Source organism: Luteimonas sp. YGD11-2, from assembly GCF_004118975.1.
Lineage (GTDB): Bacteria > Pseudomonadota > Gammaproteobacteria > Xanthomonadales > Xanthomonadaceae > Luteimonas > Luteimonas muca.
On record NZ_CP035376.1, the window covers coordinates 2,587,836 to 2,613,833 of the forward strand.

18 protein-coding genes and 1 pseudogene are annotated in these 25,998 nt (G+C 71.6%); 6 read left to right on the forward strand and 13 right to left on the reverse strand.

Annotated elements, in window-relative coordinates; all coding sequences use genetic code 11:
* Nucleotides 1-2 precede the first annotated feature (2 nt).
* The 3 genes from ERL55_RS11985 to pilG are packed head-to-tail and all read right to left on the reverse strand — an operon-like array spanning nt 3 to nt 1,344.
* Entirely contained in the window at nt 3-557 is a 555-nt protein-coding gene (locus ERL55_RS11985) for a chemotaxis protein CheW (RefSeq protein WP_129136619.1), read from the reverse strand.
* Complete coding sequence (locus ERL55_RS11990) at nt 554-925, reverse strand: response regulator (RefSeq protein WP_129136620.1); 372 nt, start codon at nt 923-925, stop codon at nt 554-556. Before ERL55_RS11990 ends, ERL55_RS11985 begins: the two co-directional genes overlap by 4 nt.
* Nucleotides 926-942: 17 nt before the next feature.
* On the reverse strand, nt 943-1,344 hold the full coding sequence (pilG, locus tag ERL55_RS11995; RefSeq protein ID WP_129136621.1) for a twitching motility response regulator PilG: 402 nt from the start codon (nt 1,342-1,344) through the stop codon (nt 943-945).
* A 174-nt stretch (nt 1,345-1,518) separates the two neighbouring features.
* Here pilG and gshB point away from each other — a divergent pair, with 174 nt between their 5' ends.
* Nucleotides 1,519-2,484, forward strand: a complete 966-nt coding sequence (gene gshB / locus ERL55_RS12000) for a glutathione synthase (protein WP_129136622.1) — start codon at nt 1,519-1,521, stop codon at nt 2,482-2,484.
* 157 nt (nt 2,485-2,641) lie between these two features.
* The gene (locus tag ERL55_RS12005) at nt 2,642-3,514 is read left to right on the forward strand and encodes an energy transducer TonB (protein WP_129136623.1); all 873 of its coding nucleotides are present in this window, start codon (nt 2,642-2,644) and stop codon (nt 3,512-3,514) included.
* A 77-nt stretch (nt 3,515-3,591) separates the two neighbouring features.
* Here the strand turns inward: ERL55_RS12005 and lepB are convergent, their stop codons facing one another.
* From lepB to mrcB, 7 genes are all read right to left on the reverse strand, one after another.
* Nucleotides 3,592-4,218 carry a signal peptidase I gene (gene lepB, locus ERL55_RS12010; RefSeq protein WP_129136624.1) on the reverse strand — a complete coding sequence of 209 codons (627 nt, stop codon included), beginning with the start codon at nt 4,216-4,218 and terminating at the stop codon, nt 3,592-3,594.
* Between the two features lie 52 nt (nt 4,219-4,270).
* Nucleotides 4,271-4,969, reverse strand: coding sequence for a tRNA (adenosine(37)-N6)-threonylcarbamoyltransferase complex dimerization subunit type 1 TsaB (tsaB, locus tag ERL55_RS12015; protein ID WP_129136625.1), 699 nt, complete (start codon nt 4,967-4,969; stop codon nt 4,271-4,273).
* 106 nt (nt 4,970-5,075) lie between these two features.
* Nucleotides 5,076-5,564, reverse strand: coding sequence for a hypothetical protein (locus ERL55_RS12020; RefSeq protein ID WP_129136626.1), 489 nt, complete (start codon nt 5,562-5,564; stop codon nt 5,076-5,078).
* Nucleotides 5,565-5,710: 146 nt separating this feature from the next.
* Nucleotides 5,711-6,814, reverse strand: a complete 1,104-nt coding sequence (locus ERL55_RS12025) for an alpha/beta hydrolase (protein ID WP_129136627.1) — start codon at nt 6,812-6,814, stop codon at nt 5,711-5,713.
* A 27-nt stretch (nt 6,815-6,841) separates the two neighbouring features.
* Nucleotides 6,842-8,872 (reverse strand): ATP-dependent DNA helicase, encoded by a 2,031-nt coding sequence (locus ERL55_RS12030; protein WP_129137331.1) that lies wholly within the window; start codon nt 8,870-8,872, stop codon nt 6,842-6,844.
* A 53-nt stretch (nt 8,873-8,925) separates the two neighbouring features.
* Entirely contained in the window at nt 8,926-9,465 is a 540-nt protein-coding gene (locus ERL55_RS12035; RefSeq protein ID WP_241685757.1) for a tetratricopeptide repeat protein, read from the reverse strand.
* Nucleotides 9,462-11,966, reverse strand: a complete 2,505-nt coding sequence (gene mrcB, locus ERL55_RS12040; protein ID WP_129136628.1) for a penicillin-binding protein 1B — start codon at nt 11,964-11,966, stop codon at nt 9,462-9,464. Before mrcB ends, ERL55_RS12035 begins: the two co-directional genes overlap by 4 nt.
* A gap of 107 nt (nt 11,967-12,073) precedes the next feature.
* Here mrcB and ERL55_RS12045 point away from each other — a divergent pair, with 107 nt between their 5' ends.
* Nucleotides 12,074-14,191 carry a glycosyltransferase gene (locus ERL55_RS12045; protein WP_129137333.1) on the forward strand — a complete coding sequence of 706 codons (2,118 nt, stop codon included), beginning with the start codon at nt 12,074-12,076 and terminating at the stop codon, nt 14,189-14,191.
* 9 nt (nt 14,192-14,200) lie between these two features.
* Here ERL55_RS12045 and ERL55_RS12050 read toward each other — a convergent pair whose 3' ends face one another.
* Nucleotides 14,201-15,712 carry a hypothetical protein gene (locus ERL55_RS12050; protein ID WP_206733315.1) on the reverse strand — a complete coding sequence of 504 codons (1,512 nt, stop codon included), beginning with the start codon at nt 15,710-15,712 and terminating at the stop codon, nt 14,201-14,203.
* A 181-nt stretch (nt 15,713-15,893) separates the two neighbouring features.
* The gene (locus ERL55_RS12055) at nt 15,894-18,047 is read right to left on the reverse strand and encodes a bifunctional (p)ppGpp synthetase/guanosine-3',5'-bis(diphosphate) 3'-pyrophosphohydrolase (protein ID WP_129136630.1); all 2,154 of its coding nucleotides are present in this window, start codon (nt 18,045-18,047) and stop codon (nt 15,894-15,896) included.
* Nucleotides 18,048-18,106: 59 nt separating this feature from the next.
* Here ERL55_RS12055 and ERL55_RS12060 point away from each other — a divergent pair, with 59 nt between their 5' ends.
* Nucleotides 18,107-18,607, forward strand: coding sequence for a hypothetical protein (locus tag ERL55_RS12060; protein ID WP_129136631.1), 501 nt, complete (start codon nt 18,107-18,109; stop codon nt 18,605-18,607).
* A gap of 59 nt (nt 18,608-18,666) precedes the next feature.
* Here ERL55_RS12060 and hrpA read toward each other — a convergent pair whose 3' ends face one another.
* Complete coding sequence (hrpA, locus tag ERL55_RS12065) at nt 18,667-22,767, reverse strand: ATP-dependent RNA helicase HrpA (protein ID WP_241685758.1); 4,101 nt, start codon at nt 22,765-22,767, stop codon at nt 18,667-18,669.
* A 151-nt stretch (nt 22,768-22,918) separates the two neighbouring features.
* On the opposite strand from hrpA, the pseudogene ERL55_RS12070 reads away from it, so the two are divergent.
* A pseudogene (locus ERL55_RS12070) lies at nt 22,919-23,404 on the forward strand (Dps family protein); the annotation flags it as partial.
* 702 nt (nt 23,405-24,106) lie between these two features.
* Nucleotides 24,107-25,936 (forward strand): DNA helicase RecQ, encoded by a 1,830-nt coding sequence (gene recQ, locus ERL55_RS12075; protein WP_129136634.1) that lies wholly within the window; start codon nt 24,107-24,109, stop codon nt 25,934-25,936.
* The last annotated feature ends 62 nt before the right edge of the window (nt 25,937-25,998 follow it).

The following is a 25,998-nucleotide window of genomic DNA, read 5'->3' on the forward strand; positions in this document are numbered from 1 at the left end:
GGTCAGGCCGCGGCTTGTCTGAACTCCGGCGTGCGGGTCAGCCGTTCGAGGCTGAAGATCCCCCACTCGTGGTCGCCGAGGCGGAACGCGCGATCGACGAAATGCGCGTAACGCCCCTGCGCCAGCGCATCGGCCGGCACTTCGTTGGTCTCGTGGAAGCTGCGCTGGCCGAACAGTTCGTCGATGGTGACGGCGACATCGCCGCCGGCCTGGCGCACCACCAGCATGCGCTGGCTTTCGTGCAGCACGGTGCGCTCGCCCTCGAGGAACTGCTTGAGGTCGACGATCGGCAGCAGGTTTCCGCGCACGTTGGCCACGCCGAGCATCCACCCCTGTGCACCGGGCACCGGGGTGATCTGCGGCAGCGGCAGGATCTCGACGACCTCGTCGAAATTGGAGGCGAGCCGACGCACGCCGACGCGGTATCCGACCCCACGCCACAGCCCGGGCGCATCCAGCCGCTCCGGCAGGCCGGCCTCGTGCGCAAGGCTGCGCCGCTCGTAGTCGATCAGCAGCGCGAAGGCATCCCCGCCTCCCGTGCGCTCCGGGGTGCTCATGCGTCGGCGCCGAGCAGCTCGTTGATCTGGGCGATCAGCGCCCCTTCTTCCGGCGGCTTGACGATGTAGCCCCTGGCGCCCTGGCGCATGCCCCAGGCCTTGTCGGTCTCCATGCCCTTGGTGCTCACGATCAGCACCGGGATGGCGCCGGTGGCGCTGTCGCGCGACAGTGCACGCGTGGCCTGGAAGCCGTTCATGCCGGGCAGCACCACGTCCATCAGCACCAGGTCGGGCAGCTCGCGGCGTGCGACCTCGATGCCTTCCTCGGCGCTCGATGCGGTGAGCACCTCGTGCGCATGACGCTGGAGCAGCTGGGTGAGGACCGCCGTATCGGTCGGCGAATCCTCGATCAACAGAATGCGTGCCATGGTCCCTGTCCCCCCGGTCAGGTGTTGACGTGCTTGCGGATCGCGTCGAGGAGTTCCTCGCGCGTGAACGGCTTGGTGACGTACTGCTCGGAGCCGACGATGCGCCCGCGTGCCTTGTCGAACAGCCCGTCCTTGGACGACAGCATGATCACCGGCGTCTGCCGGAAGACCTGGTTGTTCTTGATCAGCGCGCAGGTCTGATAGCCGTCGAGCCTCGGCATCATGATGTCGACGAAGATGATCTGCGGCTTGTGGTCGGCGATCTTGGCCAGCGCCTCGAACCCGTCCACCGCGGTGACCACCTCGGCCCCCTCGCGCTTGAGCAGCGTTTCGGCGGTCCTGCGGATGGTTTTCGAGTCGTCGATCACCATCACCCGCAAGCCATCGAGGCTTCCGGCGCGTTTCTCGTCCTGCGTCATTCCTGCTTCCCCTTGCGCGGCGCGGGCTCATGCTCCGATTCGCCGCCGCGATCGGCTTTATACCCCAGCCGGGCCGCGCAGTGTCAAGCGCGGTCCGCGCTGTATCGCCGCAACCACCGCGGTGCGCGCGATGCGCCTGCTACCATCGCGGCCCCGACCTCCGTGCCGCCTGCCATGCATTCCGAAGTCGTCGTCGTGATGGATCCGATCGGATCGATCAGGATCGCCAAGGATTCGACCTTTGCGATGCTGCTCGAGGCGCAGCGGCGCGGGTTCCGCCTGTCGTACGTGGTGCCCGGCGGGCTGTCGGTGGCCAACGGCATCGCGCAGGCCAGGCTCGCGCCGCTGACCGTACGCGACGATCCTGCCGACTGGTACGAACTGGGACCGGAATCACATCGTGCGCTGGGCGCGGGCGACCTGGTGCTGATGCGCAAGGACCCGCCGGTGGATGCCGAGTTCGTGCACGACACCCAGATCCTGTCGCTTGCACAGCGTGCCGGTGCACGCGTGGTCAACGACCCGCAGGGCCTGCGCGACATGAACGAGAAGCTCGCCGCGCTGGAGTTCCCGCAGTGCTGCCCGCCGAGCCTGGTGAGCCGCGAGGCGGCCGCGCTCAAGGCATTCGTGCAGGAACATGGCGAGGCGGTGGTGAAACCGCTCGACGGCATGGGCGGGCGCTCGATCTTCCGCACCCGCGCCGGCGACCCGAACCTCAACGTGATCCTCGAGACCCTGACCGACGGCAACCGCTCGCTGGTGGTGGCGCAGCGTTACCTGCCGGAGATCGTCGACGGCGACAAGCGCATCCTGCTGATCGATGGCGAGCCGGTCGATTACTGCCTGGCGCGGATCCCGCAGGGCGACGAGTTCCGCGGCAACCTCGCCGCCGGTGGCCGCGGCGAAGGCCGGCCACTGACTGATCGCGACCGCTGGATCGCCGCCCAGGTCGGGCCGGAACTGAAACGCCGCGGCATGGTGTTCGTGGGCCTCGACGTGATCGGCGACTGGCTGACCGAGGTCAACGTCACCAGCCCCACGTGCATCCGCGAACTCGATGCGCAGTTCGGCCTCAACATCGCCGGGATGCTGTTCGATGCGCTGGAGCGCACGGCCGGGCAGCACACCGCCACGGATTGACGCGGATGCGCGCGGACGGGGTTTCCTTCCGGCGCGGCGGCGCCCGGGGCGCGTGCCGCCCGCATGGGCGCTCGCGAGCATCCGATCCGTATGAGCCGCGCCATGCGGCGCGTCGGCGTCCATCCGCGTCGGTTCGCGGCGGGACACCACCTTCGGCATGAGCAGCGTCCCCGCCCCGCCCCGCATCGGTGACCGCGATCGCCTTGGCGCCACCCTGGTGCTGTCGCTGCTGCTGCACGCGATGCTGGTGCTCGGCGTCGGGTTCACGCTGGACGATGCCGCGCCGGTACTGCCGACGCTGGACGTGATCCTCACCGAAACCACCAGCCCGCTGACGCAGGCACAGGCCGACTTCCTCGCCCAGGCCAGCAACCAGGGCGGCGGCGAGCACGACCAGCCGCAGCGCCCGCGCGAATCGCAGCTGGGCACCGCGCCGCAGGACACGCCCGGCATCGCGCCCGAAGCGCTGCGCGCGCAGTCACCCGACGAACGTCCCCCGCCGCAGGCACGGGTGGTGGCCAGCGCGCAGGGCGAGCAGGCGGTTGCCACGCCCGACCCGACCCCGCAGGCCGATCCCAGCCTGCTGCCGCGTGGCCGGGACCGTATCGAGCGCGACATGGAGATGGCGCGGCTCGCCGCCGAGATCCACCTGCGTTCGGAAGCCTATGCCAAGCGTCCCAAGCGCAAGTTCGTGTCCGCAAGCACCCAGGAATACGCCTACGCCGCCTACCTGCGGCAGTGGGTGGACCGGGTCGAGCGCATCGGCAACCTCAACTATCCGGACGAGGCACGCCGCCGCGGGCTGGCCGGCGAGCTGGTCATCAGCGTGGCGATCCGCCGCGATGGTACGGTCGAGGCAGCACGGGTGATCCGCTCCTCGGGGGTCGCCCTGCTCGACGAGGCGGCCCTGCGCATCGCGCAGCTCGCCGAGCCCTATCCGCCGCTGCCGCGCACCGACGAGGAGGTCGACATCCTGCACGTCACCCGCACCTGGCAGTTCCTGCCGGCGGGCACCCTGGTCGACAGCTGACGGTTGCGGGCGCCCCGTGTTGCGTTGGCGGACGTCGTCACCACGATGCGCGGCGCGCGCCCGGCCCGTCCTGACGGCTACAGCCTGCGCCAGCCGAAGCCTTCGCCGCGACGGTGGTAGACCGCGACGGCGCGACCGTAGAACGCGTCCACCGGCACCAGGCCGAAGTAGCGCCCGTCAAAGCTCGCGCCGCGGTGATCGCCGAGCACCAGCACCTCGCCCTCGGGCACCCGCAGCGGACCGAGATCGGCGCCACCACCGTGGGCGAGATCGAGGCTGATCCTGCGCGTGCCGATCTGCTCCACGGCCGGCACGTGCGCCGGCGCCGGTCGTCCATCGACCAGCAGCCGGCCGCCCCGCACCTCCACCTGCTGCCCGCCCACCGCCGCGACGCGCTTGATCAGGCGGGTGCCGTCGGCCGGCGAGTCGAACACGACCACCTCGCCCGGCAGCGGATCCGCGACGGTGACCAGGTCGAAGGTGCTGAACGGCAGCCGCCAGCCGTAGGCGCGCATGTCGACCACCACCCGGTCGCCGGGCTGCAGCGCGGGCTGCATCGAGCCGCTGGGCACGTGGTAATGGTTGGCGAGCGAGGAACGGGCCGCGGTCAGCAGCAGGATCAGCACCAGCAGCGGCAGCGCTTCGCGGCGCAGCCAGCCGAGGACGCGGCGCTGGCGGGAAGCGGTTGCGGCATCGGTCTGCATCGGATGTTCCCGGTCGGATACCCGGGGTGTGACCGCGGATGCGTGCAAAGGTTCAGCCGCGGCGCGCGGCCTGCTCGGCCAGCGTCAGCGCGACGTTGTTGCGCAGGTACGCGGGCTCGGCATGTTCCGGGGCGACCCCGCCACCCGCCGCGTGCAGCAGCGCGGCCAGCCGCGCGGTATCGGCGGCATGCGGAAGCGCGCCGGCATCGACGTGTCGCAGGCGGCTGCCCAGCCGCTGCACGAGCGCGTCGTCGACCGCGGTGAACCCGGTGCCGACGCCGATCCAGTTGTCCCCTTCGGCAAGTTCGACCTGGTCGGGCGCGCAGACGATTTCGGCATCCAGAAGCGTGGGACCCTGCGCACCGGCGCCGTAGCCGGCCACGTAGACCTCGCCCATGCGTGCGTCGATCGCCGCCAGCACGTGCGCATCCGGATGATCGCGCAATGCCGCCGCGGCCAGCGTTGCCAGCGTGGACACCGGCACCACCGGCACGTCGAGGGCCAGCGCAATCCCCTGGGCAATCGCGATCCCCAGTCGCACACCGGTGAACGCCCCCGGCCCGCGCCCGACCGCGATGGCGTCCAGCCCGCTGCGCGCGATCCCGGCTTCTGCCAGCAGCGCCTCCGCCCAGGGCAGCGCCAGTTCGGCATGCCGACGGGGCGCGACTTCGAAGCGCGCACGCACTTCGCCATCGGCGAACACCGCCACCGAACAGGCTTCGGTGGAGGTCTCGAAAGCCAGGAGTTTCATGCGCTGGAGGGGGCACCGGATGGCAGGGCGGACAGGATACGCAACGCCCGGCGCCGACGGCACACACGCAGCGCACCGCGTAATCCGTCGCCGGATCGGTGGTCGATCAGTCGCCCATCGCCGACGGGCGGAAGGCCGGAGCCGCCTCGAGCCCGTTGCGGATCTCGCCGAACTGCACCGCGCCCGTGGGACTCTTCAGGCAGGGCGTGCTGAACATGCCCACGACGTAGGTGTTGGGCCCCTTGTTGAGACCCGAATCCAGCATGTACCGGTTGCCGGTGCCCGGCTCGGTGGCCGCCAGGTTCACGCCGCCGTTGTCGAGCCGGCGGAAGCGGGTGATCTCCCAGCCGGATTCCTGCCAGCGCGCGTGCACGTCCTCCAGCACCTGCCCGGCGTTGTCGTCGTGGGCCACGCCACGCACCCCGACCCAGATGTAATAGACGTCGTCGCGGTCCCGGCCCTCGGCTCCCTCGGGAATCTCGCAGCGGTTCACCCGCACCGTGAACTTCTCCGGCGCGATCGGCAGGCCGGAAATAAACGCCTCGACCTGCGGCACGATGTCGCGCGCGGCCTGCAAACTGTCCCTGGTTTCCATCGTGCCTATCTCTACTGCATCCACCGGAGCCTGACAAGCAGCGCCGACCAGCAGCAGCGCCGCGGCCGACGCCGGCCATCGTGGCCATTGCAGAACCGGTCTCAGGGGCATCGTGTAGCCACTCGGCAACGGGGCCGCCGAACCGGTCAGCGGAATTCCCGGGTGGTCACCATATGCTCGTTGCCGGTCACGATGTAACCCTGGTTGCGCAGCGACTCGCTGTCCGCGGCCCAGTACCCCGAATGGCCGGACGCGCCGCCATTTGCGATGCGGGTTCCGCCAAAGCCCTCGTTGACCGGGTTGGTGCCCAGGATCCAGCCGGGAACGAAGCGGATCTCGTCGTCGTCGGCCATCGCCGTCCAGAAGTTGCCCTCGTCGATGCTGAGCTCATCGGCGCTGTCCACGCCCATGCCCGGGCTGCCGGCCACGATGATGTTGTCTGCGCCGAGGCCGCCGGTGCCGTCACGATCGGCATGGCCGACCACGGTCGAGCCGTAGGAGTGGCCGATCACGGTCAGGTTGGGGCCATCCCCGCTCTCGTGCGACGCCCGGAGCCCATGGGTGAGCTCGCGCAACGAAGGCGCGCCGTCGCGTGCCGGACCGGCACCGGTGGCAGCGGCCAGGTTGTCGGGCGCGTCATAGCCCAGCCAGACGATGGTGGAGGTCACGACTTCGTCGTCGATCAGTTCGGCCTGCGCCTTCAGGTCGTCGATGCGGTCGATGTTGCCGCCGATACCCGCGACCGTGGAGCCGGTGCCGGGGACGAAGATGGCGACGTTGTCGGCGGTGTCCGGGTTGCTGATTGCAACGATGGCCTTCGCGTCGGTCCCGCCATCCTGCGGCGCATAGCCGAGCAGGTACAGGTGTCCGGACGTGGCGGTCGGATCGCGCCGCGAATCGTCGATCCGCGTCAGCAGGTCCTGCGCGCCCTGGTCACCGTCCGCGGCCTGCTGGCGCAGGACCTCCATGTTGGCCTCGTGCCTGACCTCGGACGGCAGCCCGTCCATCGCGCCGAGCTGGGCGCCATAGGTCGACAGGTAGTTGGACTGCTCCTGCGGCGACAGGCCGTTCCACCACTGCGCGTTGAGCGCGGCGTCCTGCTCGGGGGTGAGCCCCCCGGCCGGGCACATGACCGGCTGTTCGCGCGTCCCGATGCAGCGGTCGCCCGGCGGCGGCTGCGCCGGGCAGGCGTTGGGCTCGGGCAGCAGCGAAGGATGGGTCGTCTGGGTGGAACCAACGGGCGGGGACATGGCGGGCTCTCAGCCGTCGCGTTGCGGTTACCGCGAAGGTGGCACGGAAGCGGCCGCGCCGGAATCAGGGCAAACCCTTGGCGGATCCGGCTCGCTGGCGGCGAAGAATGCCTGCACCTCGGCCACGTCGCGGGTCACCGGGAACGGCGGCAGCGAACCCAGGAACACCCGCCCGTACGGCCGGCTGGTCAGGCGCGGGTCGCACAGCACCAGCACCCCGCGGTCGTGCTCGCTGCGGATCAGCCGGCCGACGCCCTGTTTGAGTGCGATCACCGCCTGCGGCAGCTGTTCGTCGGCGAAGGGATTGCCGCCGGCGCGGCGGATCGCGTCCAGCCGCGCCTCGAACACCGGCTCGTCGGGCGCGGCGAACGGCAGCTTGTCGATCACCACCACGCTGAGCGCATCGCCGACCACGTCCACGCCCTCGCGGAAGCTGGCGGCACCGAGCAGCACGCCATTGCCGGATTCGCGGAACCGCTGCAGCAGCACGTGGCGCGGGGCCTCGCCCTGCACGAACAACGGCCAGGGGCCGCCGCGCAGCAGCGCCGCGGTCTCGCGCAGCGCACGGTGCGACGCGAACAGCAGGAACGCACGGCCGTTGGAGGCGTGCAGCACCGGCAGCACCGCGTCCAGCACCGCGCCTGCATACGCCGGTGCCGACGGTGCCGGCAGCCGCGGCGGCAGCAGGCACAGCGCCTGGCGCTGCCAGTCGAACGGACTCGGCGCCACCAGCGTGGTCGGGGCATCGAGCCCGAGCCGTGTGGCCACGTGGTCGAAGCAGCCGTCGATCGCGAGCGTCGCCGAGGTGAACACCCACGCCGCGCCGGAGGCCTCGCGATGCGTGCGCAGCGGGCCGGACACATCGAGCGGCGTGCGCTGCAGGCGGAACCCGCGCGGCGACAGCTCGTACCAGCGCACGTCGCCATCGTCGGCGCTGTCGGCGCTGTCGGCGTCGACATCGTCGGGCTCATCGAACGCGCCCGGTCCGTCGGCCACCTGCCAGCGCGACAGGCGGCTGCTGAACTCGCGCGCGCGGGCATGCACGGCATCCAGCGCGGGCGAGGCCTCGCGCAGCGGCGCCACCGCGTCGGCAAGGTCGCGCAGTGCATCGCACAATGCCTCCAGCGCGTCCTGCACGCCGGCATCGTGCAGGGCGCGGTCGCGGGTGCCGCGCGGCGGTAGCGACTCCATCGCCGCGCGCAGCGCGCGGACCGCATGTTCCAGCCCCTGCGCGGACGGCTGCAGCGCCGCGAGCGCACCCTCGACGCCGGCGCATTCGGCGGTCGCGTCACGTGCCAGCTCGACCAGCGGCCGTGCACTCAGGCCTTCGCCGAAGAACTGCGCGGCAAGTTCGGGCAACTGGTGCGCCTCGTCGACGACGAATGCCTGCGCGCCGGGCAGGATCTCGCCGAAGCCCTCCTGCTTGAGCGCGAGGTCGGCAAGCAGCAGATGGTGGTTGACCACCACCAGGTCCGCGGCCTGCGCGCGCTGGCGGGCCTGGACCACGAAACAGTCGCCATAGAACGGGCACTCGCTGCCCAGGCAGTTGTCGACGGTGGAGGTCACCATCGGGATCAGCGGCGAATCCTCCGGCAGCGCCTCGATCTCGGCGAGATCACCCATCCGCGTACGCCCGGCCCAGGCGACGATGCGCTGGAACAGCGCGACCTGGTCGCGCGCGCTGAAGCGCGGTTCGCCCCGCGCGCGCTCGAGGCGGTACAGGCACAGGTAGTTGGCGCGGCCCTTGAGCAGCGCGGACTTCAGGCCGATGCCGAGCGCATCGCGCAGCCGGGGCAGGTCGCGGTGGTAGAGCTGGTCCTGCAGCGCGCGGGTGCCGGTGGAGACGATGGTGCGCAGGCCCGACAGCAGTGCCGGCACCAGATAGGCGAAGGTCTTGCCGGTGCCGGTCCCGGCTTCGGCCAGCAGGGTGCCGCGGCTGCCGAGTGCATCGACGACGGCCGCGGCGAGCTGCTGCTGCGACGGCCGCGGGTGGAACTGCGGCAGCGCCTGCGCGAGCTCACCGCCCTCGGCCAGCGCCGCCTGCACGCGCGCGGCCAGGGTGTGGCCGGCGGCGATGGCCGTCGCCGGCGGCGCGGCGTGCGCGGTCACGTTCAGAAGCGGTCGAGCACGCCGACCCGACAGCCCCCGATCTGCGCACGGGCCTCGGCGGCGCCATCCCCGTCGCCCTGCAGCAGGCGCACCTGCTCGAGCGTGGCCCAGTGGCGCCGGCAGGCCGGTCCGACCTGGGGGCCGAGCGCGTAGGCACGCTGCGACAGGGGCTCGGCGTCGTCGAACTGGCCCAGCAGCAGGGCGAGCTCGGCGCGCTGCTGCAGCAGCGCCGGATCCGTCGGCACGATCTCCAGCGCGGCGTCGACAGTGGCGGTCGCCGCCACGTAATCGCCCGAGGCCTCCTCGCGCACGGCACGTTCGCGCAGGTCCTCGATGCGGCCATCGCGCAACGGCTGCACCGCGAGTTCGCCCTCGCCGTCGCCGGCAGCCTCGCGGATCGCGGCGACCATCTGCTGCGGCGAGGCGTCGGTCAATGCCACCACCACGGGCGCCGGCTCCGGCGCGGTGGCACAGGCGCCAAGCACCAGGCACAGCATGGCCAGGGCTCCGCGACGCGTGCGCCGCACGGGGTTCGGCGTCATGGCAGCTGCTCTCCGGAATAGGCGGGTTCGGGTGGCGGCGGAGGTGCTGCGGGTGCCGCAGGCTCGCGCGCGGCATCCTGCCGGCCGCGGCCGAAGAAGCGCCGCCAGCCGCTTTCCTGCGGCGCGGGCTCATCCGTGTACGCCGGCTCCCCCGGCTGCGTGAGCGGCTGGCCGTCCGCGGCGTACGGTGCGGGATAGCTGGCGTAACAGGGCTGGTAGGCCGGCTCGTACCCTTCCAGGAACGCGAAGCGGCGGGCGTCCGGGCAGTCCGGGTCGGTGGCGCCGCCCTGTGCCACCCAGGTCCACGAGAGACCGTCGTCGTCCACTTCCAGCGGCGCGCTGGGCAGGCGCCGGAACAGGTCCGACCACACGCGCATCGCACCGGTGGTGCCGTACAGACCGGTCGCCTCGTTCTGGTCGTTGCCGACCCATACCACCGCGAGGTGGTCGCCGGTCCAGCCGGCGAACCAGCTGTCACGGCCATCGTTGGTGGTGCCGGTCTTGCCGGCCGGCTGCAGGCGGGCAAGCCCGTCGGCGATCAACTGGCGGCCGGTGCCGGAGGTCACCGCATGCTGCAGCGCCAGGGTGACCAGCCGCACGTACTGCGAATCCTGCGGATAGGCCTCGGGTTGCGGGCCGTCGTAGCGGCGTTGCACGCGGCCTTCGCTGTCGAGCACGCCGCGCACCATGCGCAGGGTCTGCTTCTCGCCGCCTGACGCCAGGAACTGGTAGAGCTGCGCCATCGCATACGGACTTTCGTCGACCGCGCCGAGGATCAGCGAGGGGTTCGGCTCGGCGCGAATGGTCGCCAGGTTGTGCAGCAGGTCGGCCAGTGCTCGCGGGCCGACTTCCATGCCCACCCTCACCGTGGCCTGGTTGTAGGAGCGCGCCAGCGCGTCCATCAGCCGCACGCTGCCATGGCTACGACGATCGGAATTGGCCGGATTCCAGCGCTTTCCGTTGGGCAGCACCAGGTCCACCGGGGCATCGTTGACCCAGGTGGCCAGCGAGAACTCGTTGGGGCGGGTCAGCGCCAGCAGGTAGACGAAGGGCTTGAGCAGCGAGCCCACCGGCCGCTTGGCCTCGATCGCGCGGTTGAAGCCGTGCTCGGTGGGATTCGCACCGCCGACCACCGCGATCACTTCGCCGCTATGCGAATCGGTGACCACCAGGCCGGCCTGCAGTTCCGGGCGCTTGTCATTGCTGAGTGCCTCGATCGTGCGCCGCACGGCGCCCTCGGCATAGCCCTGGGCGGCCGGCGACATCGCCGTCATCACGGTGAGGCCCGCGCCCTGCAGCACCTCGGCCGGATAGTCCGTGGCCAACTGCCGGCGCACGAGATCGACATAGGCGGGGAAGCGGTTGGCGGCCAGCGTGCCGGGCGTGGAGCTGATGCCCAGCGGCGCCGCCAGTGCCCGCCTGTACTCGGCCGCGTCGATCAGCCCGTTCGCGTGCATCTTCCCGAGCGCGAAGTCGCGGCGTTCCTTCGCGCGTTCCGGATGCCGGCGCGGGTCGTAGTACGAGGGCCCGCGGATGATGCCGACCAGCAGCGCGACGTGCTCGGTGGCCAGGTCCTCGAGCCGGCGCCCGAACCAGAACTCCGAACCGGCGGCGACGCCGTGGATCGCCTGCGCACCGCGCTGGCCAAGATAGACTTGGTTGAGGTAGGCCTCGAGGATCGTGCCCTTGTCGTAGCGGGCCTCGATCAGCATCGCGTAGAGGATTTCGTTGAACTTGCGCGTGTAGGTCTGCTCGCGGCCGATGCCGAGCAGCCCGGAGCGCGCGAGCTGCTGGGTCAGCGTGCTGCCGCCCTGGCGCGCCTCGCCGGCGCGCACGTTCACCCAGGCCGCGCGCAGCATGCCGCCGAGGTCGATGCCGAGGTGGTGGGCGAAGTCCTCGTCCTCGACCGCCTGCAGCGCGTCGGTGACCAGCACCGGCACGTCCTCCACACGCACCAGCCGGCGCTCCTCCTGGCGCTGGCCGTACAGCGTGGCGATACGCGCGGGATCGAGACGGGCGCTGTCGATCGCGGCGTCGCCGCCGGCCTCGCGCAGCCGGCTGATCCGCCCGCCCGACATCGACACCTCGATACGGCGCGGGGGCACAGCGCCACCGACGTCCTGGAAGCCGCGGCTGGAGATCGTCCAGCGCCCGTTCTCGGCCACCGACCAGGTGCCCGGGCTGCGGCCGTCGCCTTCGCGGTAGGCGGACGACTCCAGCTCCAGCTTCAGCGTCTGCGCGTCGAGCGCCATGCCGGGCGCGAGATGCAGCGGCCGCGCATAGACGCGCGTGGGCACCTGCCAGCGCAGTTCGCCAAAGCGCTCGCTGACCTGCTGGTTGAGATAGAGGGTGTAGGGGATCAGGAACCCGAGCCCGAGCCCGACCAGGGCCAGTGCCCAGACGAGCGCACGTCGCGACCAGGTGCGGCGCGGGGAATCCGGGATGTCGTGATCGTCCTCGTCACGGTCGATGCGGCGCATCGAGTCCTGGGGTTTTGGCATCTGCAACGAGGCTCATGGGGGATGCGACAATGGCTGGCCGCAGTCTAGCCCAGCACGGTTTCCCGCCGGGCGAAGGCTCCCTGCACAGTCAGCTGGAGTTCCACCGGATGCCGTTCTCGCTGACCGACGCGCAGTTCCGGCTTGCCCGGGCGCTCGGTCTTTCCCGTCGCGCCTGGAGCAGCCTGCGCACCCGCGGCTGGCAGCAGACCTGGCAGCGCGTCGTGCTGCGCCTGCAGCGCACGCTGCGCCGCGCTCCCACCGATGCGATCCCGCTGTGGCGCCCCCCGCACTCTGCCGACCAGGCCCTGCCCACGTTCGTCGAAGCAGAAAGGGCCCCCGTCGCCAGCATCGTGATTCCGGTTCACAACCACCTCGGCCATACGCTCGAATGCCTGCGCGCACTGGCCGCGGCACCGCCCGAGGCCACGATGGAGATCATCGTGGTCGACGACGCGAGCAGCGACGACACCGCCGCCCTGCTGCCACGCATCGCCGGCCTTCGCTACCACCGCCATGAGCGCAATGGCGGTTTCATCGCCGCCTGCAATACCGGGGCCGCGCTGGCACGCGGCGAGGTGCTGGTGTTCCTCAACAACGACACCGTGCCGCAACCGGGCTGGCTGGACGCGCTGCTCCGCACCCTGCGCGAGGTTCCACGTGCAGGGATCGTCGGTGCGCAGCTGGTGTATCCGGACGGCCGGTTGCAGGAGGCCGGAGGCGTGGTGTTCCGCGATGGCCAGGCCTGGAACTACGGTCGCTTCGAATCGCCCGACGACCCGCGCTACGGCTATCTGCGCGATGCCGATTACATAAGCGGCGCCGCGCTGGCGATCCCGCGTGCGCTGTTCGATGCCGTCGGCGGCTTCGATACACGCTATGCGCCGGCCTACTACGAGGACACCGATCTCGCCTTCGCGGTGCGTGCGGCCGGCCACCGCGTCCTGTACCAGCCGGGTGCGCGGGTGCTGCACGACGAGGGCACCAGCGCCGGCACGGATCCGTCGACCGGCATGAAGGCCGCGCAGGCCCGTAATCGCGAGGTGTTCGCGCTGCACCGGAGACAGGAACTGGCAGCGTTTCCACCCGCCGATGAACTGCCCGGCCCCGGGACGCTGCACCGCGGCCAGCGCCGCATCCTGATCGTCGACGAATCCACGCCACGGCCCGACCACGACTCCGGCTCGCTGCGACTGGTCGCATTGATGCGGATGCTGCTCGAGGAAGGCGCCCATGTCGCCTTCGTGCCAGCCGATGGCCGCCATGCCGGCCGCTACACGCGCGAGTTGCAGGCAACGGGGGTGGAAACCTGGTCGGAGCCGTGGACCGGTGGCATCGCGCACTGGCTGCGCCGCCACACCACCCGTTTCGACGTGGCCATGCTCAGCCGCCACTTCGTCGCCGCGCCGCTGCTGCCGTTGCTGCGCCGGCATGCGCCGCGGCTGCGCGTCCTGTTCGACAGCGTCGACCTGCACTACCTGCGCGAGCGCCGCGCCGCCGAGCTCGCCGGTGACGCAGCCATGCTGGCGATCGCGCGGCGCACACGCTCGCGGGAACTGGCGGTGGTGGCCGCCGCCGATGCCACCCTGGTGGTCAGCCCCGCCGAGCGCGAGCTGCTGGCTGCGGATGCGCCTGGCGCGCGGGTGGAACTGCTGTCCAACCTGCACCGGCTCAGCGCCCGGACGGCAGCCTGGGAGCAGCGCCACGGCGTGGTGTTCGTCGGTGGCTTCCACCATCCCCCGAACGTGGATGCGATGCGCTGGTTCCTCACCGGGGTCTGGCCGCGCATCCGCGCGCAGGCGCCCATGCTGGACTTCCACTGCATCGGCAGCGACCCACCCGATGACCTCCGCGCCCACCACGGCCGTGACGGCGTGCAGGTGCATGGGCACGTGGCCGACATCGCGCCGTGGATGGACGGCTGTCGGGTGGCGGTGGCGCCGTTGCGGTTCGGTGCCGGGGTCAAGGGCAAGATCAATCTGAGCATGGCCCATGGACAGCCGGTGGTCGCGACCACGGTGGCGGCCGAGGGCATGCACCTGCACGACGGCCAGGACGTGCTGCTGGCCGACGATGCCGACGCCTTCGCCCAGGCGGTGCTGCGTGCACACGAGGATGCCGACGCCTGGTCACGCCTGGCAGCCGGCGGGCGCGCGAATGTGGAGCGGCACTTCTCCGTCGATGCCGCACGCGAGACGGTGCGCCGGCTGTTCCTCGCGGCCGACTGACCCCGCGCTTCAGCCCGGGTCCACCGCCGAGCCGGCCGCGCGCAGGCGCTCGCCGAAGGCCGACAGTTCCGGGACCGCGGGATCGAGGTCGCGGGCGGCGTCGTGGGCGGCACGCGCGGCGGCGAGTTCGCCGGCGCCCAGGCGCTCGTCGCCGACCGCCAGCCAGCGCTGGGCGAGGCGGCGCCGGGCCGGGCGCAGCGTGGCCTCGTCCTCCGACAGCGCGGTGCGTGCATCCAGGCAGGCGCGTGCGCGTGCCAGGCTGTTGGCGCGCAGTTCGCGGTCGAAGCAGCCGACGGCGGCCGGCAACAGGCGGGCCGCGGCCTGCCGCACCTCGCGGTCGTCGGGGGCGATCGCGCGGGCCGCGCGCAGGCGGTCGTAGGCGCTCTCGCCGGGCGGAGTCAGCAGGTCGCCGCGCTGTTCGGCGGCCTCCACCTGCGCCAGCAGCACCCGCAGGCGATCGCGCCGTTGTGCCGGGCTGCCGGCAGGGCGCAGCTGCGCGTGCGACAGCCGCGCGCGCTCGACATGGCGCACGGCCGCATCCACCGCCGCGGTGCCGCTGCCGCCGGGAGCCACGCGCGACGCCTCGGCCAGCGCGGCGTCGGCGTCGGCGAAGCGGAAGTCGGCGGCTGCACGTTCGGCACGTCGTGCGTACGCCAGCGCAAGCTGCTCCATGCCCTCCAGCGGCTCGGCAGCATCCGGGTCCGTTTCCAGCAGTTCGCGATAGCGCGCCTCCGTGCGCTCCAGCCGCCCGGCGTTGAGATCGTCCTGCGCACGGCGCAGCAACGCATCGCGCTCCTCGCCCAGACGTGCCTGGGTGTCGGGCAGGTCGATATGACCGGTGTCGAACTCGCGGGCGACCGCCACCGCGTGCGCGGCCGCGGCGTAGCGGCCCAGCCGCAGGTCCTCGCGCGCCTGCTGCAGCAGGTCGCCCAGCGCGTCCTCGCGGCCACGCAAGGCATCGGCATCGTCGGGGCGCAGGCCGAGGATGCGCCGGTACAGCGGCAGCGCCGAGTTCGCACTGCCATGCAGGTCGCCGCGTGCATAGGCGTCATCGGCGCGGGCACGCAGGTCGTCGAGGCCGGCCTGCGCGGCCAGGCGCTCGCGCAACGCGGCATCCACCGCATCGACCGCCGCGCGCGGCGCGGCCAGTTCCCGGGCCAGCGCGAGGGCTGCACGCGCGTCATCGAAACGGTCGTCGTCGAGTGCCGAGCGCGCCTGGGCGAGCGCGGCGCGTGCCACCTGCGACAGGCCGTCGCGGGCCTCGGGCCGGTCCGGATCCATCGCCAGCGCGGCTTCGTAGAGCTCGCGTGCACCGCTGCCGTCTTCCGCGCTCAAGTGGCCGGCCGCAAGCGCGGCGGCGGCTTCCTCGCGCAGCGCCTGGGCGCGGGTGTCCGGCCACAGCCAGTCGGCCAGCGGCTGGCGCACCACCAGCAGCAGGATCAGTGCCACGCCGATCGTCGCGGCCGCCATCGGCCACCAGCTGCGCCAGTCGCGCTGCGCCACCCACAGCGCCATGCGCACGCGCGCCTCCAGACGCCTGAGCGCCCGGGTCGGGTTGCGCGCTGGCGTTCCGGAGGTGTCGGCTCTGGATGCGGAGGGGCGACGGATCACCGCGGCAGCATAGGTGCAAACCATGAACGCGACGTCAGCCGCGCTTGGCCGCTACCGATCGCGCCGGGCGACTCCGCGGATGTGCGCGGCGTCAGCCGCGGCGCGCGCGCTCGATGCCCGGCAGCGCCTCCATCCGCCCGAGCAGACGCGCGAACTGGCCGTGGTCCTGCACCCGCAGCTGCAGCCGCAGGCGCACGCGACCGACGCCGCTGCCATCCTCGCTGTGGATCGACAGCACGTGCGCGTCCTCCTGTGCGATCAGGTTGGTGAGGTCCTTGAGCAGATGGCGGCGGTCCACGCCTTCCACCACCGCCTCGGCCTCGTGCACGCCACCGGCGCGGCCCCACTCCACCGGCAGCACCCGCTGCGGGTCGCGCGCGGCCATGCGCTGCAGCGCCGCGCACTCGGCGCGATGCACGCTGATGCCGCGGCTGCGGGTGAGGTATCCGGTGATCGCCTCGCCCGGCAACGGCCTGCAGCAACGCGCGATCTGCACCAGCAGGTTGTCGACACCGACCACGCTGAACTCGGAACTGCCCTTCGGCAGCCGGCGCGGTGGCGTGCGCGCGAGGTTGGTGGTCTCGTCGACCGGCCTGCGCGCCTCGGCCTCGGCTTCGCCGAGCGCGCGGACGACCTGGTGCGGGCCGACATCGCCCAGCGCCACCAGCACGTACAGGTCATCGAGGGTGGCGGCATGGAAGCGCCTCAGCGCCGGTGCCGGATCGGCATGCTGCAGGCCCAGACGCTTGAGTTCGCGATCGAGCAGGTCGCGGCCGGCCTGCACGTTGCGCTCGCGGTCGAGCGCGCGGAACCAGGCACGCACCTTGTCGCGCGAGCGGCCGCTGGCGAGATAGCCGTTGGCGGCGTGCAGCCAGTCGCGACGCGGTTCCGCGGTCCTGCCGGTCAGCACCTCCACGCGGTCGCCGCTCTGCAGCCGGTGGTCGAGCGGGACGATGCGGCCGTTGACCTTGGCGCCGCGGCAGCGGTGGCCGACCATCGTGTGCACGTGGTAGGCGAAGTCGAGCGGCGTCGCGCCGCGCGGCAGGTCGATGACCTCGCCCATCGGCGTCAGCGTGTAGATGCGGTCCTCGACCAGCTCGGTGTCGAGCGCGCCTGCCAGCCCGCCCTCGTCGCCGCCGTCCTGGTGCGATTCCAGCAGCCGCCGCATCCATTCGATCTTGCGTTCGAGCGCGGCATCGCCGACGCCGCCTTCCTTGTAGCGCCAGTGCGCGGCCACGCCGAGTTCGGCCTGCTCGTGCATCTCGAAGGTGCGGATCTGCACCTCCAGCGTCTTGCCTTCCGGCCCGACCACCGCCGTGTGCAACGAGCGGTAGTCGTTGCGCTTGGGGCGCGCGATGTAGTCGTCGAACTCGCTTGGGATCGGCGTCCACAGCGCATGCACGACGCCCAGCGCGGCGTAGCAGGCACCGACATCGTCCACCAGCACGCGCACCGCGCGCAGGTCGTACAGCTCGCCGATCGGCACGCCCTTGCGCTGCATCTTCTTCCAGATGCTGTAGATGTGCTTGGGGCGGCCGGCGACATCGGCATGCAGGCCCTGCGCGGCAAGCGCTTCGCGCAGGGTGCGCGTGACCTCGTCGATGTAGCGCTCGCGCCCGGAACGCTTGTCGTCGAGCAGGCCGGCGATGCGGCGATAGGTCTCCGGATCGAGGTGGCGGAACGCGAGGTCCTCGAGCTCCCACTTCAGCTGCCAGATACCGAGACGGTTGGCGAGCGGCGCATGGATGTCGCGGGTCAGCCGCGCCAGCGCGACGCGCTCGGGTTCCGGCCGCGTTGCCACCGCGCGCAGATGCGCGAGCTGCCGCGCAAGCAGGATCGGCACCACCCGCAGGTCACGCACGATCGCCAGCAGCAACCGGCGCAAGCCCTCCTGGCCACCGCGGCCGACGCGCTCGGCGTGCAGTGCCCACACCTGGCGCGCGGCGCGCTGGCCATCGAGCAGCGCGGCGACGCGCGGATGCGCCTGTGCCAGCCGCGTCGCGGCATCGGGCGGCGGCTCGGGCAGCACGTGCAGGATCGCCGCGGCGATGACATCGGCATCGGCATTGAGCGTGGCCAGCGACTGCAGGGTATCCGCCAGCACCGGCCAGGGCTCGGCCGGCACCACCCGGGCGCCGGAGGCATCGCGCAACGCGGCCTCGACCACCGTGCGCAGGGCAGGCGTCAACGCCGCGGTGGCGGGCAGCGACAACAGGGTTGCGGCGCTGGCGTCGACGGCCGACACGGCATCACGACTCGGGTGGGCGCTCTACACTAGCCGCCACCTGCCCCGAGGAACAGACCATGCGCAGCCTTTTCCATCCAGCACTGCTGGCCGCCGCCCTTCTGTCGAGCGGACCTGCCCTGGCGCAACAGGCACCACCGCTGCAGGAACAGATGACCGCCAACGAGTTCCGCGCCGCCGGCCTCGACAAGCTCAGTGCCGACGAGCTCGCCGCGCTCAACCGCTGGCTGGAACGCCGGGTCGGCGAACAGACTGCCGCCGCGGTCGAGCAGGCACGCGAGGAGGGCCGGCAGGAGGTGGTGACCAGGAACCGCGGCTTCTTCCACTTCGGCTCCGAGGAGCCCATCGAAAGCACGATCGCCGGCGAGTTCCGCGGCTTCGGCAAGGGCCGCCGCTACACCCTGGCCAATGGCCAGGTCTGGGAACAGACCGACAGTGCCAGCCTGGCCGGTGTGCGCCGGCAGGATATCGGCGTGCGCATCCGCCCCGGTGCGATCGGTGGCTGGTGGATGCAGGTGGACGGCTACAACACCACCGCGCGCGTGCAGCGGGTGGAATAGCGGTCGCCGAAGCCCGGTTCCTCCGTCGGCGCCCTCATCCGGCGCGGCGGGGCGGGTTCTCAGCCCTGCAATGCCTCCAGGCGCCTCGCCAGCTTCTTGGGCGACACGCCGCCGCGCGCGCCGAGTTCCTGCGCATGCAGTGACACCCGCAGTTCCTCGAGGTCCTGGCGGAACGCGCGCCATTCCGGATCGGACGCAATGCCATCGGCTTCGGCCTCGACCAGCGCATCGACGAAGGGCTTGAGTTCGAGCATGCGCTGCTGGTCGCGCAACGGGTCGCGCAGCGCGCGTTCGGCACGCAGCGACAGCGCCTGCAGGTAACGCGGCATCTGGTCGAGCAGCGCATCCGGCGTGGTTGACAGAAAGCCCGGCGGCGCGAGGCTGTCGAGATGCGCGCGCATGTCGTCGAGGTTGGCGCGTGCCCAGCCCATCAGCCCGCCCTCGAGGCGGCCGCGGATGTCGGCGATGCTGTCGAGCACACGTTCGGCCAGCTGCAGCCGGCGCATCGCCTCGCCGAACAGTTCGCGCCCGATCGCGTCGCGCCGGTCCGCGAACGCGGCGGCGTCGCGGATCGTCTCCAGGCCATCGGCGGCGAGTGCGATGAACGCGCCCTCGACCAGATCGTCGCGCAGCGGGTCGCCACCTTCCGGGCGCACCGCGCGCGGTGCCGCGGCTTCGATCGCGGCATACAGCAGCGCGGTCTTCGGCTTCGCGGTGAGCTGCTTGCGCGCCTGCCGCAGCTTCGCATCCAGCGCGATACGCAGCAGCCGGCGCACGCCGCCCGGGTGCCGGCGCGCGGCCTCCGCGGCATCGGCGTACACCGCAAGCCGCGCGCTGTCGCCGGCATCGTCGAGCGCGGGATATGCGGTGATGCCACCGGCGCCGGGCACCGACCGCGGCACCGGCGTGTCCGGGAACGTGGTCAGGCCGGTCTGCGCGAGCCCCTCCGCCGCGCGCTCGGCGAATGCCGCGTCGGCGTCGGCGCCGAAGCGCGCACGCAGCGCCGCGAGGTCGCGCGATTCCGCAAGCACCTGGCGGCCGTCGCGTGCGAGCAACCGCAGGTTCATGCGCAGGTGCGGCTCCAGCGCCTCTTCGTTGAAATCTGTGGCGGCCACGTCGACGCCGGTCAGGCGCTTGAGGAAGCGCGCCAGCACGCCGGTGAACGCATCGGCCCCGGGCTGGCGATGGGCTTCGGCGAAGGCGCGGGCGAAGTCCGGCACCGGCACGAAGTTGCGGCGCAGGGCCTTGGGTAGCCCGCGGATCAGTGCCGCCGCACGGTCCTCGGCGAAGCCGGGCGCAAGCCACGACAGCCGCGCGGGATCGAGTGCGTTCAACAGGTGCAGCGGCACCCGCACGGTCATGCCGTCGTCGACCGCGCCGGGCTCGAAGCGGTAACCGACCTCCAGGCGTGCATTGCCGACCGCCAGCACCTTGGGGAAGCGGTCGGCATCGGTCTCGTCGGCGACCAGCAGGTCGTCGCGCGTCCATGCCAGCGCGTCGCGCTCGGCGGGCGACGCCTTCTTCCACCACGCCTCCAGCGAACGCGCATCGACGATGCCGGCCGGAATGCGGTCGTGGTACCACTGCTGCATCCATTCCTCGTCGACCACCAGGCCCACGCGGCGCTGCTTGGCCTCCTCCTCGCGCGCCTGCGCCAGCGTGGCCAGGTTGCGCGCCAGGAACGTCGCACGCAGGTTGATCTCGCCGGTGACCAGGCCGTCGCGCAGGAACATCGCGCGCGCCTCGTCGGGGTACAGGCACCCGTAGTCGACCGGCCGTTTCGGCGCCAGCACCAGCCCGAACAGGCTGACCTGCTCGCTGCCGATCACCCGGCCCTGCGCACGCGACCAGTGCGGATCGTGGTGGCGGCGCGCCAGCAGGTGCGGCAGTTCGGCGATCGCCCAGTCCGGCTCGATGGTGGCATTGGTCAGCGCCCACACCTTTTCGGTATCGAGCAGCGTCGCCGACAGCACCCACGGCGGCGGCCTGCGCGCAAGCGTGGATCCCGGAAACAGCTGGAAGCGGCGCCCGCGAGGGCCCTCGTACTGGCCGCGATCACCACGATGGCCGAGCTGGGTCGGCAGGCCCACCAGCAGCGCACGATGCAGGGCTGCGTAGCCACGCGCGTCCATCACCGGCACCGGATCCGCGCCGGCAGCAGGCTCACGCAACGGCGTGCGTCCCTGCTCCACCGCCCAGCCGAGATCGGCGCACTGCAGCTTCAGCTGGCGATGCAGCTCGCGCCATTCGCGCAGGCGCAGGAAACCGAGGAAGTGCTTCTCCGCCCAGCGCCGCAGCTGCGACTGGGTGAGTTCCTCGTGGGCGCCGCGATAGGCCTCCCACAGTTTCAGGATCCCGACGAACTCCGAGCGCGGGTCGGCGAACAGCGCATGCGCGTTGTCGGCCGCCGCGCGCTGGTCGGCGGGGCGTTCGCGCGGATCCTGGATGCCGAGGAAGGCGGCGATCGCCAGCATCGGTTCGAGGCAACCATGCGCCTGTGCGGCCACCAGCATCCGCGCCAGCTTCACGTCCACCGGCAGCCGCGCCATGGTGCGGCCGGTCGCGGTGAGCCTGCGCTCGCCATCCACCGCGCCGAGCTCGGTCAGCTGCTGCCAGCCGTCGGCGATCGCGCGCGGGTCCGGCGCTTCCAGGAACGGGAAATCCTCGATGACCCGGCTGTTGGTCGCGGCGCGTTTCGGCGATGCCGACGCACGGCTCCCGATGTCGCCCAGGCCCAGCCACAGCATGCGCAGGATCACCCCCGCCAGCGCGGCGCGGCGGATCTCCGGATCCGTGTACTGCGGCCGCGAAAGGAAATCGGCTTCCGAATACAGCCGGATGCAGGTCCCGGGTGCGATGCGCCCGCAGCGGCCCTTGCGCTGGTCGGCGGCGGCCTGCGAGACCGGCTCGATGTGCAGGCGGTCGAGCTTCTGCCGCGGGCTGTAGCGCTTGACCCGCGCGAAGCCGGGATCGACGACGTAATGGATGCGCGGCACCGTCAGCGAGGTTTCGGCGACGTTGGTCGCCAGCACGATGCGCCGCAGCGGACCGGGATTGAACACCCGGTCCTGGTCGCGCGTGGACAGCCGCGCATACAGCGGCAGCACCTCGGTATGGCGGTATTTGCGGCGCTCCAGCGCCTGGTGGGCGTCGCGGATCTCGCGCTCGCCGGGCAGGAACACCAGCACGTCGCCGATGCCGCCGGGGCCGCGCGCCTCGCGCATGATCTCGTCGCAGGCGGCGACGATGCCGTCGAGCACCGAAACGGTCTCGGCGCCGTCATCGCTGCGTGGGCTGCGGCCGGCCGCGGCGCCAGGCGTGTCGGCGTCGCTCTGCGCAGCTTCGCCCAGCGGCCGCCAGCGCACCTCGACCGGATAACCGCGCCCTTCCACGTTGACCACCGGCGCATCGTTGAAGTGTTTCGAGAAGCGTTCGGTGTCGATCGTTGCCGAGGTGACGATCACCTTGAGGTCGCGGCGGCGCTCGAGCAGCTGCTTGAGATAGCCCAGCAGGAAGTCGATGTTGAGGCTGCGCTCGTGCGCCTCGTCGACGATGATCGTGTCGTAGGCCGACAGCCAGCGGTCGGACGCGATCTCCGCCAGCAGGATGCCGTCGGTCATGAACTTCACCGCGGTGCGTTCGCCGACCTGGTCGTTGAAGCGAACCTGGAAACCGACCGCGCCGCCCAGCGGCACCTTCAGCTCCTCCGCCACCCGGCGCGCCACCGCACGCGCGGCGATGCGCCGCGGCTGGGTGCAGCCGATCATGCCGGCGGCGCCGCGCCCGGCCTGCAGGCACAGTTTGGGCAGCTGGGTGGTCTTGCCCGACCCGGTCTCACCGGCGATCACCACCACCTGGTGGTTGCGGATCAGCTCGACGATGCGCCCGGCCTCGCTGGCGATCGGCAGCGACGGGTCGACGTCGGCCCGCGGCAGTGCCGCGGCGCGCGTCTCGCGGGTGGCGACCGAAGCCGCCAGCGCCTGTTCGAACGCCTGCTGCGCGGCGGCATCGTCCGCCCGCGCCCGCCAGCGCGACCACAGGCCGTGCAGCCGCCCGCGGTCGCCCGACAGGGCACCGTCGATCGCCGCGCGCGCCGCCTGCAGGGCGGGATCGGGGCGCGCAGGGGCGCGGGGCGGGCGGGGCGTCTTGGGTGCTTGCAAGCGGGTCTTCCAGGTCACACATCGGCCACGGCGGCTGCCGTATTGTCGCCGCATCCACCCAATGGAGCTTGAAATGGCCAGTGAACAGAACCCCAGCCCTGACGCATCCACCCATGCCTCGGTGCAGACCACCGCATCGCCGGAGCCGCAATCGCGCGCGCCCGCCATCGACATCGGTATTCCCGAGGAGGATCGCCGGAAGATCGCCCAAGCGCTGTCGGTGTTCCTTGCCGATGCCTACACGCTGTACCTCAAGACCCACAACTTCCACTGGAACGTGACCGGGCCGATGTTCAACGCCCTGCACAACATGTTCGAGCAGCAGTACACCGAGCAGTGGAACGCACTCGACGACGTCGCCGAACGCATCCGCGCGCTGGGCTACAACGCCCCGGGCTCGTACGCGGAATTCATCGAGCTGACCTCGATCAAGGAAGAGCCTGGCCTCGAGAAGGCCGCGGACTGGCGAGAAATGGTGCGCCAGCTGGTGGAGGGCAACGAGGCCGTCTGCCGCAGCGCGCGCGTGGCGCTCGAGATTGCAGACGACGGCGACGACGACCCGACCGAGGACCTGCTGACCCAGCGTCTGCAGACCCACGAGAAGTACGCCTGGATGCTGCGCTCGCTGCTGCAGTGACCCGTTAGGAAGATGCTTCTTACGGCTCCGGCGTGATGGCAGACAGGCGGCCTGTCCGTGCGTCCGTGAGTTGCTCCGTTGTTGCTTCGCGCCGCCCGCCGCGCGCCTTGGCGGGTGTGCTCCCCCGGCCGGAGTCCACGTCCAGCGACCACGGCCGGCGCCGGCCCTCCATTGGCCGGCTGTCCGCACACCCGCCGGTGCACGCGACGGGCCCGGGCATCCGCCGGCTCCGGCACGGGAATCAACAGTGGTGGTGCAGGCGTCGCCTGCCGCTGAGATGCCCGCCTCACGCGTTCGGCAGTTCCGCTTGGCGGTCGGCAGGTACGACACGGCCTCAACGCCGGCAGCGGCGGCAATGGCGCAATGGCGGTAGAGGCGGCAGGCCGAAAGTCGCCGCCACGAGGCCCTGGTTCTCGCCGTTGATCTCTTCCGGAAACGCGACGACGGTTCGGGGCCCGCCGCGGCCGCAGGGGGATGTCCAGAGCCGGCCATGGATGGCCGGCGGCCGGATGTGGGAGCCGGACGCGGAGATATCCAGCTGGGCATCCCCCTGGGGCCGCGGCGGCTGGCGTACGACCAGCAGGTGCGGTCCGGCTTCGCCGTCGGGCGACGGATCCGCGCCCATCCACTTGTCGCCGCTTCCGGACCCGACACCGGACCTCCTGACCGCGGCTCACGGGATCCGCACGGTATCCTGTGCCGATGTCGCGCACCGCCCACGCAGTACTGCAGAACGTCTTCGGCCATGCCGCCTTCCGCGGCGAACAGGCGTCCATCGTCGACCATGTAGCGTCGGGGAATGACGCCCTGGTGCTGATGCCCACCGGCGGCGGCAAGTCGTTGTGCTACCAGGTGCCGGCGCTGCTGCGCGACGGCTGCGCCATCGTCATTTCGCCGCTGATCGCGCTGATGCAGGACCAGGTCGAAGCGCTGCGCCAGCTCGGCGTGCGCGCGGCCTACCTCAATTCCACCCTCGATGCCGCCGAAGCGCAGGCGGTGGAACAGCAGCTTCGCGAAGGTGGCCTGGATCTCGTGTACGTCGCCCCCGAGCGGCTGCTGACCGGGCGCTTCCTGTCACTGCTGGAGCGTGCACGGATCGCGCTGTTCGCGATCGACGAAGCGCATTGCGTGTCGCAGTGGGGCCACGATTTCCGCCCCGAATACCGCGAGCTCACCATTCTCCACGAGCGCTGGCCGGAGGTGCCGCGCATCGCGCTGACCGCCACCGCGGATCCGCCCACCCAGCGCGAGATCGCCGAGCGCCTGCAGCTCGAGGACGCGCGCCGTTTCGTCAGCTCGTTCGACCGCCCCAACATCCGCTACCACGTCGTGCAGAAGGACGACGCCCGCCGCCAGCTGCTGGACTTCCTGCAGGCGCATCGCGGCAGCGCCGGCATCGTCTACTGCATGTCGCGGCGCAAGGTCGAGGAGACCGCGGAATGGCTGGTGGCGCAGGGTGTGGACGCCCTCCCCTACCACGCCGGCCTCGAGTCACGCCTGCGCGCCACCCACCAGCGCCGCTTCCTGCGCGAGGACGGCGTGGTGATGGTGGCCACGATCGCGTTCGGCATGGGCATCGACAAGCCGGACGTGCGCTTCGTCGCCCATACCGACCTGCCGAAATCGATCGAGGGCTACTACCAGGAAACCGGCCGCGCCGGCCGTGATGGCGAGGCCGCCGATGCCTGGATGTGCTACGGCCTGGGCGACCTGGTGCTGCTGCGGCAGATGATCGAGCAGTCGGAATCGGGCGAGGAACGCAAGCGCCTGGAGCATCGCAAGCTCGACCAGCTGGTGGGCTACGCCGAGACCATGGCCTGCCGTCGCCGGGTGCTGCTGGCAAGCTTCGGCGAGCGCTACACCCCTGCGGGTGCGAGCGGCAGCGGCGAGCACGATTGCGGCAACTGCGACAACTGCCTGCAGCCACCGGAGAGCTGGGACGCCACGGTCGCGGCGCAGAAGGCGCTGAGCGCGGTGTTCCGCAGCGGCCAGCGTTTCGGCGCCGCGCATGTGATCGACATCCTGCGCGGTGCCGATACCGAGAAGGTGCGCCAGTTCGGCCATGACCGCCTGAGCACCTACGGCGTGGGCGCCGAACTCGACGCGCGCGCGTGGCGCGGGGTATTCCGCCAGCTGGTCGCGCACGGGCTGCTGGAGGTGGATGCACAGGGCCATGGCGCGCTGCGCCTGACCGAGGCCAGCCGCGCCGTTCTGCGCGGCGAGCAGGGCGTGCGCCTGCGCAAGCTGCCGCCGGCGCGCAGCGGCGGCGGCGGTGCGCGCGCGACCAGTGCCGCCGCAGCGGTGCCGGCACCGGACCAGCCGCTGTTCGAGGCCCTGCGTGCGATGCGCGGCCGCCTGGCCCGCGAACAGAACGTGCCGGCCTACGTGATCTTCCACGACGCCACCCTGCGCGAGATCGCCGCACGGCGCCCGAAGAGCCTGCCCGCACTGGGCGGCATCGGCGGCATCGGCGCCGGCAAGCTCGAGCGCTACGGCGAAGCGGTGCTGGACGTGGTGTTCGAGCACGATTGAGGTCATTCCGGGTGGCCCGCCGCGGCCACAGGGGATGCCCAGCCGGATATCTCCGCGTCCTG